The sequence below is a fragment of the Pseudopedobacter beijingensis genome (assembly GCF_042678145.1).
Classification (GTDB): Bacteria; Bacteroidota; Bacteroidia; order Sphingobacteriales; family Sphingobacteriaceae; genus Pseudopedobacter; species Pseudopedobacter beijingensis.
This window is the reverse complement of record NZ_JBHUDG010000042.1, coordinates 1-13,523: the sequence shown is the minus strand read 5'-3', so window position 1 is coordinate 13,523 and position 13,523 is coordinate 1. Positions and strand designations below refer to the sequence as shown.

Annotated in this window: 13 protein-coding genes; 4 read left to right on the top strand and 9 right to left on the bottom strand. The window is 35.6% G+C overall.

Features of this window, described 5'->3' with window-relative positions:
* Nucleotides 1–233: 233 nt before the first annotated feature.
* Entirely contained in the window at nucleotides 234–1,445 is a 1,212-nt protein-coding gene (locus ACFSAH_RS14840; RefSeq protein WP_379663518.1) for a porin, read from the bottom strand.
* A 102-nt stretch (nucleotides 1,446–1,547) separates the two neighbouring features.
* Nucleotides 1,548–2,501 (bottom strand): magnesium/cobalt transporter CorA, encoded by a 954-nt coding sequence (gene corA / locus ACFSAH_RS14835; protein ID WP_379663517.1) that lies wholly within the window; start codon nucleotides 2,499–2,501, stop codon nucleotides 1,548–1,550.
* A 64-nt stretch (nucleotides 2,502–2,565) separates the two neighbouring features.
* Here corA and mnmL point away from each other — a divergent pair, with 64 nt between their 5' ends.
* The gene (gene mnmL, locus ACFSAH_RS14830) at nucleotides 2,566–3,522 is read left to right on the top strand and encodes a tRNA modification radical SAM protein MnmL/YtqA (protein WP_379663516.1); all 957 of its coding nucleotides are present in this window, start codon (nucleotides 2,566–2,568) and stop codon (nucleotides 3,520–3,522) included.
* A 7-nt stretch (nucleotides 3,523–3,529) separates the two neighbouring features.
* Here the strand turns inward: mnmL and ACFSAH_RS14825 are convergent, their stop codons facing one another.
* Nucleotides 3,530–4,003 carry a ribonuclease H-like YkuK family protein gene (locus ACFSAH_RS14825; RefSeq protein ID WP_379663515.1) on the bottom strand — a complete coding sequence of 158 codons (474 nt, stop codon included), beginning with the start codon at nucleotides 4,001–4,003 and terminating at the stop codon, nucleotides 3,530–3,532.
* A gap of 279 nt (nucleotides 4,004–4,282) precedes the next feature.
* Here ACFSAH_RS14825 and ACFSAH_RS14820 point away from each other — a divergent pair, with 279 nt between their 5' ends.
* A complete protein-coding gene (locus ACFSAH_RS14820; protein WP_379663547.1) occupies nucleotides 4,283–4,687 on the top strand; it encodes a PIN domain-containing protein in 405 nt (134 codons plus the stop codon).
* Nucleotides 4,688–4,824: 137 nt separating this feature from the next.
* Here ACFSAH_RS14820 and clpB read toward each other — a convergent pair whose 3' ends face one another.
* From clpB to pyrE, 3 genes are all read right to left on the bottom strand, one after another.
* Nucleotides 4,825–7,422: an ATP-dependent chaperone ClpB gene (clpB, locus tag ACFSAH_RS14815; protein WP_379663514.1), complete on the bottom strand. Its 2,598-nt coding sequence runs from the start codon at nucleotides 7,420–7,422 to the stop codon at nucleotides 4,825–4,827.
* Between the two features lie 812 nt (nucleotides 7,423–8,234).
* Nucleotides 8,235–8,630 carry an SRPBCC family protein gene (locus ACFSAH_RS14810; RefSeq protein ID WP_379663513.1) on the bottom strand — a complete coding sequence of 132 codons (396 nt, stop codon included), beginning with the start codon at nucleotides 8,628–8,630 and terminating at the stop codon, nucleotides 8,235–8,237.
* 2 nt (nucleotides 8,631–8,632) lie between these two features.
* Nucleotides 8,633–9,295 carry an orotate phosphoribosyltransferase gene (pyrE, locus tag ACFSAH_RS14805; RefSeq protein ID WP_379663512.1) on the bottom strand — a complete coding sequence of 221 codons (663 nt, stop codon included), beginning with the start codon at nucleotides 9,293–9,295 and terminating at the stop codon, nucleotides 8,633–8,635.
* Here pyrE and ACFSAH_RS14800 point away from each other — a divergent pair.
* On the top strand, nucleotides 9,294–9,896 hold the full coding sequence (locus tag ACFSAH_RS14800; protein WP_379663511.1) for an NUDIX hydrolase: 603 nt from the start codon (nucleotides 9,294–9,296) through the stop codon (nucleotides 9,894–9,896). The two genes, pyrE and ACFSAH_RS14800, sit on opposite strands and share 2 nt — an antisense overlap.
* Here the strand turns inward: ACFSAH_RS14800 and coaD are convergent.
* The 3 genes from coaD to ACFSAH_RS14785 are packed head-to-tail and all read right to left on the bottom strand — an operon-like array spanning nucleotide 9,882 to nucleotide 11,694.
* Nucleotides 9,882–10,358 (bottom strand): pantetheine-phosphate adenylyltransferase, encoded by a 477-nt coding sequence (gene coaD / locus ACFSAH_RS14795; RefSeq protein ID WP_379663510.1) that lies wholly within the window; start codon nucleotides 10,356–10,358, stop codon nucleotides 9,882–9,884. The two genes, ACFSAH_RS14800 and coaD, sit on opposite strands and share 15 nt — an antisense overlap.
* Nucleotides 10,359–10,381: 23 nt before the next feature.
* A complete protein-coding gene (locus tag ACFSAH_RS14790) occupies nucleotides 10,382–10,930 on the bottom strand; it encodes an RsmD family RNA methyltransferase (protein ID WP_379663509.1) in 549 nt (182 codons plus the stop codon).
* Nucleotides 10,918–11,694 (bottom strand): DUF3822 family protein, encoded by a 777-nt coding sequence (locus ACFSAH_RS14785; RefSeq protein ID WP_379663508.1) that lies wholly within the window; start codon nucleotides 11,692–11,694, stop codon nucleotides 10,918–10,920. The genes ACFSAH_RS14790 and ACFSAH_RS14785 overlap by 13 nt, the downstream gene beginning before the upstream one ends.
* 62 nt (nucleotides 11,695–11,756) lie before the next feature.
* On the opposite strand from ACFSAH_RS14785, the gene ACFSAH_RS14780 reads away from it, so the two are divergent.
* Complete coding sequence (locus tag ACFSAH_RS14780) at nucleotides 11,757–13,151, top strand: ATP-dependent DNA helicase (RefSeq protein ID WP_379663507.1); 1,395 nt, start codon at nucleotides 11,757–11,759, stop codon at nucleotides 13,149–13,151.
* Nucleotides 13,152–13,523 lie beyond the last annotated feature (372 nt).

Genomic DNA, 13,523 nt, shown 5'->3' with positions numbered 1-13,523 from the left:
TCATTGCGAGGAACGAAGTAATCTCTTGTTGTAATGTCATTTATATTATTCCTTAGCAAGACCAAACTTGTCGGTTTTAGATTAATGTTAATGTGATCAATTTAGGAAGGAGACAACTCCTTCCTAAATGCATATGGAAGAAATCTTTCTCAAAAGTATATGTATTTCAGAGTGGAAAGGTATTTCTTATACATCTTTTTTGTAGTTGTATCCATGAAATACCTTTCATCCCATTAAAAATTAAATTGAGCCTGTATCCTCAATAGATTCCCCTTCTGGTGGTTATTTTTTAAAACAAAATCCTCAAACCTTCTGTCAGAAATGGTGTAAGCAACTACCAGTTCAAGATATTTGTTGGGTTGCCACTCAATACCAGACTCAAACTCTTTCACCAAATAGCTTCTGGCGTCTTTCTCAAACTTTTTACCACCATCGTAATAATGGTATTTCACATACGGGTAAAAAAGGTCCTCTCCAATATTCGCTTTAGCATTTAAAGTAATGTAGCCACCTTTAAGATTTCTTACCTCAATAGAATCTGTCTGAGTGTTAAATTGCGGCCCCTTTCCAATATTATATTCGGCCTGTATGCCAATAGGCTGAGGGTAAACTGTTAAACTAGCACCCACACGCTCGTCCCTGTATGTCTTAAGAAAATTGGTTTTTACCCCATTGCTTAATAAATCAGAAGGCATTGTAAACTCGCCGGAATAAGCCTGTAGTCCCGTTTCTATAAATTGAGAATTGTTGATGAGAAACGGATAAGTAAATCGTCCCGCTACATGTTGTTTTTTATTCAGGTCAGCTTTATTAGCCCCCTGACCATTAAAAAAACCTAAACCCATCATACCGTAATTTCCGGTTCCTTTTAATTTTAGCGCATTTATTTTTTCAAATCTCTCCTGTACAATTTTAGGGGTCCAATAGAAGAAAACTCCCAAATCACGTTCATTCACAAAAGCACTGTTGGTAGCATCGGCACGGTCTATAGATAATCTGATTTGGCTGGACTGTGCATTTTCAAAACCATAAGGAACTTTACTTTGCCCCACCCTTACCCTAAAAACGTTTTCTTTGTCTATTCCCAAATCTACATAAGCATCACGCAGCTGTAAATAATTAAGCGTACTGCCAGATGAGCTCGCAAAATCTGGTTGTACATAAAAATAAACCCGTTCATTTACCCAACCATAGAAAACAAGTCTTAACCTCCTGATAAAAAGCCCCCCATCGCCCCAAGATTTATCACACTGTTCGCAACGTAACTGGTCGTTAGTTTCTAAAAGTCTGTTATACCTAACCTGACCATAACCTCTTAAAGAAATAATCTCATGCCATTTCCGCTCAGATAAAGATTTAGAAGTGCTGTCTTGCTGATTTGCAAAAGAAAATAAGGGGAGTACTGATATAATTATCAGTATAAAAGAGAGATAACCTTTGTTCATTATTAAGCAATTGTTTTCAAATTGTTAAATTGCTGCAAAACTAATAAACAAAAAATTCGTAATGTTAAGTAATTGTTAATTAATCATTAACAACAAGCCGTGTTATAACCACTTTTTCTTTTTGAAATATACCAGCGTACCTAAAGAAGAGATAATCATCAGTACAATAGCACCTATATATCCAAATTCCCAATGTATTTCGGGCATAGAAGTAAAGTTCATCCCATAAATACTGGCAATAAGCGTAGGGGGCATAAAGGCAACCGTGGCAACTGTAAATATCTTGATAATGCGGTTCTGCTCAATATTAATTAAACCCATAAAAGTATCCTGTAAATACTCCAGCCTCTCAAAAGCAAACTTATTGTGCTCCAGTAAAGAACTAATATCTTTGATCATAATCCTTAATACCGCCATGTACTCTTGCGGAAAAGAAGACGATTTAAGTAAAGCAGAAAGCATTCTTTGTTTATCTATGATGTTTTCTCTAAGTAACATATTGTCGTTTTGTAGAGAAGATATCTTTAATAGATCCTGTTCGTCAACCTTTTCGTTAGTAGCCTTCAAACTTTTATTAAGCTCAGATATTTCCTTCGCAATATTTTCTATCAAATCAGCATCCTGATCGATACAGGTTTCCAGAATAGTAGATAAAATCTGGTAACCATTTACATAAAGAGTAGGGTTAGATTTTATTTTCTTTACAGACTCTCCAAAAGTTTTTAAATCGTCATCCCGATAAGTAAATAAAATACCTTTTTCCAGCACAATAGAAACAGGCAAATAATCAAAGCCCTGTGCTTTTATGGATAAAAAGTTTGAATTAATAATGATTTCATTATCAAGTTCGCTAAAACGAGAAGAGCTTTCTATCTCCTGAGATTCCTTACTGGTAGAATATTTAATGTCGAAATATGTTTCGACCGTTACTTTTTCTTCAATAGTAGGATTCTGCAAATCGACCCATACGAGGCTATCCAGAGGGATTTCTCTTAAAAGTTCTATATCTGTTTCTTTTGCTAGTCGGGTGTTCTTTTTATAATAAATTCTTAGCATAAACCTAAGATTAACATTGAAGGATCATTTCTTATCTTTGCAAAAATAAATTTAAATATTAAAGGTGGAAAAATCTTTGGCTTTTGGTGAGAAAAATTATAACTATTACAGTGCCTATTTAAAAAATAAGTATGATGGTAAGAAGGTTTACAAGGTAATAGTAGATGGGGGATTTACCTGCCCAAACAGAGATGGCTCTAAAGGTTATGGTGGTTGTACTTATTGTAATGTAGATTCGTTTACACCAACTTCACGTACCATGGCATCTATGAAAGAGCAGATAGAGTTTGGTATGGAAAGAGCTGCGAAGAATTATAAGGCTGAGAAGTTTATAATTTATTTCCAACCTAATACCAATACGTATGCACCTGCACATTATCTGAAGTCTTTGTATGATGAAGCGTTAAGCGTAAACCCAACAGATGTAGTAGGTTTATCTGTAGGAACACGCCCGGATTGTCTCGATTTTGAGAAAATAGCCCTTTTAGAAAGTTATACCGATAGGTTAGTGGTTGATTTGGAAATGGGAATGGAATCTATCTATAACGAAACCTTGGCGCAGATAAACAGAGGATGTTCTCACGATGAGTTTGTAGATACCATGGCCTTATTGGAAAATACAAAACTAGATATTTGTGTACATACAATTTTTGGTTTACCCGGCGAAACACATGAGATGATGCTAAAATATGCCGATGAGATTAATAGATTTAAACAGATTAAATTTGTCAAATTCCATCACCTGCATATTGTAGACGGTTCTATTATGGGAGTAAAATATAAAAAGAACCCTTTTCCCTTGTTCTCTTTAGAAGCTTATACAGACTTTATTTGTGAGCTTTTACCTTTGGTGCGAGAAGATATTGTAATCCAGAGGTTATTCGGATTATCAGATCTGGATATGCTGATTGCTCCAAACTGGGGGCTAAAAAAATCCCAGATCCAGAATTATATGGATTCTGAAATCGAGAAAAGAGGAGTAGTCCAGGGAGCCAGTTACCAAAAAGTATTAGCCCTGTAAATAGGTATTACTGTACCATTTTATTGGCACAGGTAGAACTGGCAAAAGCCTCTGGCTTAGCTTTAAATACAAAACCCATATTTAGTATATAGCCCATAGCTTCTTTCAAAGCTGTATTTGATTTAAACTGTGGGTTAGTATTAATATCTGCATGTACTTCCAGTTCTACCTCATAAGTATCCAGCAGGTCGCATAAAGTATAAGCTGTTTCAATAGACTTTTGTACTTCGGTAAGCATGCGTTCCTTAATACTCATTTTAAGATGACTTCTTTCCTGGTTAATGTACATAAAGCCGCCTTTATGTTCTCTTAAAAAAGCAATTACCGTTGCAAAATGAATGATACTGCCCTTTACCTGTGAGTCTGTACCAATGCAAACCTTTAATTTGTTACCCAGGTTGTGTTCCTTTAATATGGCATTTTCTACTTCAGATCGAATGGGAGAATGTAGGTTTTCTCCGCTGAATTTTTTCCAGGTCATAGCAAAATATAGTTAAATGAACGACCTTATATTTGAAGGTCTATAAAATTAACGAATTGAAAATCATAGTTTTAGTATAATTAGATTATTTATTTGTTAACAAATAGGTAGTTATTAACAAAGAGATGTTAAGGTTTAGTCTGTTCGCCCGTTTTCTTATTGAGCCTACCTGATTTTTGTGGTTTACATACGTTTTTTAAACATTTGCTTAACAAGCTATAGATAATTGAAGTAGTCGGTTTTTATATACGTGTAAAATAATGAGAATAAACAGACGTAATTCTTGACTTCTTTTTTGATAGGGATCCCTTTTCAGAATATGCATCCAAAGTTTTAAGTTTATGCGAAAAAGAAGAACTACAAGGCTTTGTTACACCAGTAACGATCAGCAATGTTTACTATCTTTTGAGAAAAGTAGCTAAACGCGAAAAAATTATTGAAAACCTAAAGCTTCTACTGAGTTTCCTTGATATAGCAATAATAAACAGAAAAACCGTTTTAGAAGCTTTAAATTCTAATTTTAAAGATGCGCTACAGAATTTTTCGGGGAAAAAGGAAGAAGAAGTAAAAGTGATTGTAACCCGCAACATTAAGGATTATAAAACAAGAAGCTTATCTGTAATGACCCCTGAAATTTACCTGAAAACGATTGAAGGAGAAACATCTTTCTTCGGTTCGGTTTAGTTAATTATCCGATACCCAAACCCAATAACGCACAATTAAGAAGCAAAAAAGCCATTCCGAAATACCTTCGAAATGGCTCTATGATAATTTTAGCTAACCAGTTTGATAAATCTTATCTTCTTAGCGGTTAGAAAATATTACTTATCTGCATTCAGAAAAACAAATTGATTGTCAAAAACATCCAGTTTAATCTTACTGTCCTTATCTACTTTTCCAGACAAAATCTGTTTAGAAAGTTCATTCAGAATACGTTTTTGAACAACCCTTTTTAAAGGTCTGGCACCAAATTGAGGATCGTAACCTAATTGAGCTAACCAGTCCAAAGCTTCTTCCGTTGCATCCAGTTCAATACCCATGTCAGCCAAAGTTCGTTTTACACCCTCAAACTGCATGTTCACAATATTCCTGATCTCACTTCTGTTCAGTGGGGTAAACATGATGAGCTCGTCAATCCTGTTTAAAAACTCTGGTCTTATAGTCTGTTTCAGCAATTCAAAAAGCTCATTTTTTGTTTTGGCAATTACATCTTCCCGGTTATTGTCGTTCAGATCCTTAAAATTATCCTGAATCAAATGAGCCCCAATATTAGACGTCATAATAATGATGGTATTTTTAAAGTTTACCACCCTGCCTTTGTTATCAGTTAAACGTCCATCATCCAACACCTGTAACAAAATATTGAACACATCCGGATGCGCTTTTTCAATCTCGTCCAGTAAAATAACAGAATAAGGTTTTCTTCTTACAGCCTCAGTTAACTGTCCACCCTCATCGTAACCCACATATCCCGGAGGCGCACCAATCAATCTGGAAACCGCATGTCTTTCCTGGTATTCACTCATGTCAATCCTAATCATAGATTGTTCGTCATTGAACAGGAACTCAGCCAGTGCTTTTGCCAGCTCAGTCTTACCTACACCGGTTGTACCTAAGAAAATAAAAGAACCAATAGGTTTTTTCTGATCACTTAAACCAGCTCTTGATCTTCTTATAGCATCCGAAATAGCTTCAATAGCTTCGTCCTGACCAGCCACACGTTTATGAAGCTCATCTTCCAGATTAAGCAATTTCTCTCTTTCGCTGGAGATAAGTTTAGTTACCGGAATACCAGTCCATCTGCCTACAACGCCAGCGATATCTTCAGCAGTAACTTCCTCTTTCAGCATTCTGCTATCATTGGTTTTACCAGCCAGTTCAGCTTTTAGCTTCTCAACCTCATCCTGAGCCTCTTTAATACGACCATATCTTATCTCGGCAACTTTTCCATAATCACCAGCCCTTTCAGCTTGCTCCGCTTCCAGCTTAAGGTTTTCAATACTTTCAATATTAGTATTGATTTTATCAACCAAATCCTTTTCACTTTGCCATTTAGCTTTATACTCATCACGTTCTGCTGCTAAATCGCTTATTTCCTTAGAAAGATCCTGTACCTTTTTCTCGTCATTCTCCCGTTTGATAGCCTCGCGTTCAATCTCCAGCTGCATAATTTTTCTATCCAGCTCGTCTACCGCTTCAGGAACAGAGTCCATCTCTAATCTAAGTTTAGATGCCGCTTCATCCATCAGGTCAATAGCCTTATCAGGTAAAAACCGATCAGAAATATAACGTTGAGACAGTTCCACAGCCGCTATAATAGCTTCGTCTTTTATTCTTACTTTATGGTGAGTCTCGTAACGCTCTTTTAATCCACGCAGAATAGAAATAGCATCCTGAGTGTCCGGTTCATCAACCATTACTTTTTGGAACCTTCTTTCCAACGCTTTATCTTTCTCTAAATATTTTTGATACTCATTTAAGGTAGTTGCACCAATAGATCTCAGTTCGCCTCTGGCCAAAGCAGGTTTTAGGATATTGGCAGCATCCATAGCGCCTTCACCACCACCGGCACCAACAAGCGTATGGATTTCGTCAATAAACAGAATAATTTCGCCATCGCTATCCGTAACCTCTTTAACAACAGCTTTTAAACGTTCTTCAAATTCTCCTTTATACTTAGCGCCGGCAACAAGGGCACCCATGTCCAGAGAAAAAACAGTTTTAGTTTTTAGGTTTTCCGGAACATCACCCTTAATAATCCGATGGGCAATACCTTCGGCAATTGCCGTTTTACCCACGCCCGGTTCACCAATTAATATAGGATTGTTTTTAGTCCTTCTGGATAAGATTTGAATAACCCGTCTGATTTCCTCGTCACGACCGATAACCGGATCTAATTTTCCAGATTCAGCATACTCATTTAAATTACGCGCATACTTATTTAACGCATTATAAGTAGCTTCCGCATTTTGGTCAGTTACCTTAGAGTCGCCACGTAAATCTTTAATAGCCTTTTTCAGATCTTTTTCATTAACACCCTGATCCTTCAAAAAAGTAGAAGCCTTATCGCTAGAATCTAAAATTGCCAATAAAATGTGTTCTACAGATACAAATTCGTCTTTAAACTCTTTTAAGTAAGATTGAGCCTTAATTAAAGTAGAATTAGTAGTACCGGATAAATACACATTACTGCCGCTTACTTTTGGGTAAGCAGCAATGGTTTCATCCAGAGATTGATTAAGTCTGTTAATGTTTACGTTTAGTTTTTTTAATAAGTAACCCACTACGTTTTCGTCCACAGAAAGTAACGCTTTCAGTAAATGAGCGTTTTCAATGGCTTGTTGCTGAAAACCGGTAGCTATTTCTGAAGCCTTTTGTATAGCTTCCTGTGCTTTTATTGTGAAGTTGTTGAAATTCATATTTTAGTCCTCCAGATTCTTCTCAACAAAAACAAAACCAAACCTATTAGTGTTTTTGAAACCTGAAAATAAGTCGGATGCTTTAAATTAAAGAAGACAAAATGTCTTGTAGGTTTATTTTTAGCTGTAAAAATGTCTTATGAGATACAGTGTGAAATTTCTTGTGGGATGATACAAAATGTAGATGAAAACAGATAGTCTGCTTTTTAACTCTCATGTTTAGGAGGGTTTAACCCCTGTTTATTATAGATGAGGATTCTAATAGCTCTGTTATTGATTAAAGAGTTATTGTTTAAATGTTCTGCCATGTATATTCCGAAATCCTTTCTACTTTTTATTTAAGAGAGAAATAAGCTGTTATATTCATGTTTTTTTGTGGAAAGACCAAGGGGTGTGATTTTTTCGAGTCTTATTGAAGACAGACTGGAGAATGACTAAAGACAGACTCGACATATCTTTGAGTTTTATTCCATGTTCCTTCGGGATTTACAGGGGAAATATCGAAGAAGCTTCGGGTTTTGCCGAAGCTTTGTCGAAGAGTTGTCGAAGAAACACCCTGTTTTGTCGAAGGATTGTCGAAGAACTCTCGAAGAAAACCCTTGTTTTATCGAAGCTTTCTTGAAGACTACCCGAACCAGTCTCGAATCTGTCTTAGGTTCATCTCGACTACATCTCGAATAAAATCTCTGGGCAGAATGGTGTCATTTACCTGTTTTTCAGTAACTGCTATGTCTGCTACTGAAAATAGGGGGTAAATAAAAAAAAGCTAACCTTATTAAAGATTAGCTTTTTCAATGTTATAAATTTTATGTTTAGCCTATTTTACCAGCTAAAGCATTTGTCTGATAGTCTGTTAATTTTTGCAAAGGACCACTGGCCAACATTTTCATCATCATGTTTAATTCAGCAGAGATGGTTAGTTTAGCTTCTGTAGTATCGCCATTATCTGTTAGTGTCCACTTAAGGTTTAGTGCAATAGGAGCTTCTTCTGCAGGTACAATCAGTACCTCTTTATTCTCTATCCTGGAGTCTATTTTTAAAGCTAATTTAGCCATGTTCTGTATGGTAAATCTGGCTTCATCCTTTGTGCTTGACCAGTTGTATACATTTTCGGGCATTAAACCTTCATGGTTGTTTAAATCTTCCAGAAAAGCATACACCTTAGATATCGGTTGGTTTAATAAAACCTTACTTTCAAAAACAGTCATATTTAAAGTTCTGTGTTTTCAGTTTTTTTACCCCATTCAGAAGGGTTTACCCGCCAATCTTTCAATAGTTCCAGATCGTTTTTAGGGAATAAGTTGTGTTCTATGGCGTACTCCAACAAAGCATTGTAGTTAGATAGCGTAACAAAACGACATTTAGCCTCTTTGAAATTTTCTGTGGCAATATCAAGATTGTAAGAGAATATAGCTACCATACCCACTACATTACATCCGGCATCTCTTAATGCATTAACGGCTTGTAAACTACTTTTGCCGGTAGAAACCAAGTCTTCAATTACAACTACGCGTTGTCCTTCGTTAACTTCACCTTCTATCAGGCTTTGCGTACCGTGTTCTTTGGCTTTAGATCTTACATAAATAAATGGAAGTCCCAGTTCCTGAGCTACCAATACTCCTTGTGGAATTCCTGCTGTAGCTACACCAGCAATAACATCTACTGAGCCAAACTCTTCTTGAATGGTCTCAGAAAGCTTTTGTCTGATGTAAGTCCTTATGGACGGATAAGATAAAGTTATCCTGTTGTCACAATAAATTGGAGATTTCCAACCAGAGGCCCAAGTAAAAGGATTAGTAGGTTGTAATTTAATTGCTTTTATTTGCAACAAAAATTCAGCAATTTTCTGTTCAGTCTCACTTTTGTTGTACATGATGCAAAACTACAATATTTATATCAACGAAAAAGCCCTAATTATAACTTCTGTTTTAAAAGAGGGTACTAAAGATGCTCAAATCATTGATGTTCAGTCTTTTGATTTTTGTAAATTTTATTATGAAATTTCCAGTCTTACCGAAAATATCTTTTATCTGGTTTCCGAAGACCCTGAGCGGGCTTTTGAAACACTTAAATCTAAGGTTAAAAATATAGAGGCTGCGGGAGGATTGGTTAAAAATCCAGATAATGGATATTTGTTTATTAAACGTTTAGGTAAATGGGATCTTCCTAAAGGAAAGTTAGAACCAAACGAAAAAATAGAAGAAGCTGCCGTACGTGAAGTAGAAGAAGAGTGCGGTGTAACAGTGACCAGGTTAGGGCATAAGATTGTGGAAACCTACCATATGTATAATATTAAGGAACAGGTTGTTTTGAAAACCACTTATTGGTATGCTATGGAAGTAGACTCTGAGCAATCTCTGACTCCGCAACTGGAAGAGGATATTACGGAAGCAGTATGGATTAAAAAACCAGATTGGAATCAGGTAACAGCAAATACTTATCCTTCTATTATTACTGTTTTAGAATTGGCATGATTTTAAAAAAGGGATGGCGGCAGGGGGCACAAATTTTTCAACCTCTCCGCCATATCTTAAGATGTCTCTTACAATGGTAGAGCTAATGGAAGAATAACCCGGTTTACTTAAAATAAATATAGATTCTATATCCGGGACAAGGGCATGGTTCATTTGAGCAATAGCTTTTTCATATTCAAAATCCGATACCGTTCTAATTCCCCTTATCATGTATTTTGCATTAATCTCCTTGCAAAATTTAACCGTTAGTCCCTCGTAGGTAATCACCTCAATTTTTTCGTTATTTCCAAAAACAGCTTTAATAATTTCTAGCCTGGTCTGGGCATCCAGCAATGATTTTTTATTACTGTTTAAGCCTATGCCTACAAAAACCTTATCAAATAAAGATACGGAACGTTCCAGTATATCTACATGGGCTATAGTTATAGGATCGAAAGAACCGGGGAATAAAGCTATTTTCATGAGTGTGCTGTTTAAATATAAAACTATAAAGAATTATTGGTTTGGCTAAAAAAGCTAAAAGTGGCATAACCATACTTTCTGCTTTCAATAAAGTGAGGATTTGCAGATAAATTCTGCATGCTTTGGTGTTCTATAATCAAAACACCGTTCTCTTTAAGAAGATTTCTGCTAAATACTATTGTTGCAATTTCTGGTATTTTAGGAATATCATACGGTGGGTCTGCAAAAATCAAGTCAAACTGTTCTGTCTCTTGATTTAAGAACTTAAATACATCTGCCTTTATACATTTAACCTGATGGAAACCGCAATCTTTAGCTGTGTTTTTAAGGAAGTTTACACAGCCAAAATTAAGATCTACAGAAGTAATGTGTTGTACTTCTCTGGATGCAAATTCCAGAGATATATTTCCGGTACCGCTAAAAAGATCCAATACATTTAAATCCTCAATATCAAACCTGTTTTGGATAATATTAAATAAAGCCTCCTTAGCCATGTCAGTTGTGGGTCTTACAGGCAGGTTTTTAGGAGGAGAAAATCTTCTACCTTTTAAAGTTCCACCTATAATACGCATTTTGTCAGGCTTAAAAGTGAAAAGTAACGGTGCATTTCAATAAAGCTGTTATCGTAGGTAATAAGCTTAGAAGCTTCATTGATAGATAAGTTTGGAATAAGCATCCGTAATCGCTGAAAAGTAAGAGAAGATTCGTGAATGTCTCCGCTTATTTTTAAAAGAGCCGAAGCAGCATCTATTCCTTTTTGTTGTAATACTAATAATAGGAAATACTGTAATTCATTATCGTTTTTGAATTCAAATACATTATAAAATAATATGCTTTGATTTTCTACAATCAATAACTCGAAACAAGTATTACGTATATTAATATATATACCGTCATTTTTAATATTGCCCTTAACAAATGGTTGTACTTGTGAACATAACTGATGAGCAGGGAAATGTCTATCCAGGTTTTCTTTATCCGTATCTGGTATATTAAATAGGTTAACGATTTGCTGATTAATCAGAACTTCCTCATATAAAGAGGTGTTTTCTGCGTCTATGTTCATTAAATTGGAAAAAGAAGACTTATTGCCAATGAAATCGAAAGGAACTAAAGAAAAAGAAGGAGTAAAAGCAGAGACCAGAACGTTTTTGAATTTCCTTTGCAGAAGTGGAATTTTGGAAGCTAAGCTATCATCGCTTCCTATGGCCTTTAAGTTGCTCAGAGCTGAATCAGCAATTGCGAAATTATAATGATCTTTGCCGAGTTCTAAAAATAAGATATCTGTTTCAGACTCTTCGTAATTTCCAGATTTTATCAAAACATGCTTTTCCATCCTAGCAAAAGTAAAGTTTTTAATTTATCCGCTGTTCACTAATTTTGACGAATTTTACAATAATGGTAATTTCGCAGGCTTTAACAAGTACGTTTTCACATCAACCTAATTCAGGACAGCTCGATCTGTTTTATAAACTGGAACGTTTTATTCAGGATAAAAATCACGAATCATGTTTTATTCTTAAAGGATATGCTGGTACAGGAAAAACCAGTGTAGTAAGCGCTTTGGTTAAAGTAATGCAAAAACTAAAGCTTAATGTGGTTTTATTGGCACCAACTGGTAGGGCAGCAAAAGTATTATCGTCTTATTCAGGGGTGCATGCATCTACCATACACAGACGTATCTATAGAAAAAAAACAGCATCAAACGTAGATTCCAATTACAGTCTTTCGCCTAATATGTCTAAAAATACATTATTCGTGGTTGATGAGGCCTCGATGATAAGCGATGACAAAAATGGTTTTGATGGAAATAGTCTTTTAGATGATTTAATACAATATGTATATAACGAACAAGGTAATCGTATCCTCTTTATAGGAGATGCAGCTCAGCTTCCTCCGGTACAAGCAGAGCATAGCCCGGCCTTGTCCGTAGATTTTTTAAGAGGATATGGGTTTGATGTTTATCATCAGGAATTGACAGAAGTAGTTAGGCAGGAAAAAGAGTCCGGTATATTATATAATGCTACTCAGATAAGAGATCAGATTCGTGACCAGGCAAATTATACATTTCCACAATTAAATACAGCTAAATATAAAGATGTATATAGAATGAATGGGGAGAAAATTATAGAGGGGTTAAATTATGCCTATGATAAATTTGGAATGGAGAATTCATTGGTAGTTTGTCGCTCAAACAAAAGTGCCAATATCTATAATCAGCATATAAGAAATCAAATACTTTGGAGAGAAGATGAAATTACAGGTGGAGATTTGATTATGGTGGTGAAAAACAACTACTATTGGATGCCCGAAGAAAAAGGAGGTTTTATAGCAAATGGAGAAATAGCCAAAATAACAAGAGTTAAAAATGTAAAAGAGCTTTATGGTTTTAGATTTGCCGATGCGCAGATACAATTTTCGGATTCTGAAGAGTATAATATAGAATGTAAGATATTATTAGATACATTATATACAGACAATCCTAGTTTACCCTATGAAGATCAAAGACGGTTCTTTAACGAAGTATTAAAGGATTATGAAGGTCTGCCCCGGAGAAAGCAATTAGAAGAAATGAAAACTAACCCTTATTATAATGCCTTGCAAATAAAGTTTGCTTATGCGGTTACCTGTCATAAAGCACAAGGGGGGCAATGGGAAGCAGTATTTGTAGATCAGGGCTATCTTACAGAGGAAATGATCAATAAAGAATTGTTGAGATGGCTATATACAGCAACCACCAGAGCTACAAAAGAGCTGTTCTTTGTTAATTTCACAGATGAATTCTTTATCTGATGCCTTTGTTTGATCGTTAACCTAAAAAATAACACATTCTTAGTCAATGAGTTGATATATTTTTATAAAAAAAGGCAATAAAAAGTTTGCTGGTATAGTATAAATATCTACTTTTGCACTCCCAATCGCAAGGAAATGGGGATTAAAGAGGAGAAGGGCAGGAGAGGAAGGTTGACATGAAGCAAACAGGAAGAAGGGCGAAGCTCGGTGCCTGGAGTTACCTTTAAGAGACCATTTAAACAGGTTTCGGTAGCTTAGAAAAAAAGTTTAAAAAAAACTTGCACCGAACAAAAAAGTTCTTACCTTTGCACTCCCGATCGCAAGGACGGGAATCCGGAGCGATCCGGTACTGAAAAACGAGGTTCAGGGAGT

Bases quoted from the DNA above. Each gene is read 5' to 3' on its own strand.
- ACFSAH_RS14810 (WP_379663513.1), bottom strand. From the start codon at position 8,630: ATGACTGTTTTTGAAAGTAAGGTTTTATTAAACCAACCGATATCTAAG.
- coaD (WP_379663510.1), bottom strand. From the start codon at position 10,358: ATGAAAATAGCTTTATTCCCCGGTTCTTTCGATCCTATAACTATAGCC.
- ACFSAH_RS14790 (WP_379663509.1), bottom strand. From the start codon at position 10,930: ATGCGTATTATAGGTGGAACTTTAAAAGGTAGAAGATTTTCTCCTCCT.
- ACFSAH_RS14785 (WP_379663508.1), bottom strand. From the start codon at position 11,694: ATGGAAAAGCATGTTTTGATAAAATCTGGAAATTACGAAGAGTCTGAA.
- ACFSAH_RS14840 (WP_379663518.1), bottom strand. From the start codon at position 1,445: ATGAACAAAGGTTATCTCTCTTTTATACTGATAATTATATCAGTACTC.
- ACFSAH_RS14825 (WP_379663515.1), bottom strand. From the start codon at position 4,003: ATGACCTGGAAAAAATTCAGCGGAGAAAACCTACATTCTCCCATTCGA.
- pyrE (WP_379663512.1), bottom strand. From the start codon at position 9,295: ATGTACAACAAAAGTGAGACTGAACAGAAAATTGCTGAATTTTTGTTG.
- ACFSAH_RS14780 (WP_379663507.1), top strand. From the start codon at position 11,757: ATGGTAATTTCGCAGGCTTTAACAAGTACGTTTTCACATCAACCTAAT.
- ACFSAH_RS14800 (WP_379663511.1), top strand. From the start codon at position 9,294: ATGATGCAAAACTACAATATTTATATCAACGAAAAAGCCCTAATTATA.
- corA (WP_379663517.1), bottom strand. From the start codon at position 2,501: ATGCTAAGAATTTATTATAAAAAGAACACCCGACTAGCAAAAGAAACA.
- clpB (WP_379663514.1), bottom strand. From the start codon at position 7,422: ATGAATTTCAACAACTTCACAATAAAAGCACAGGAAGCTATACAAAAG.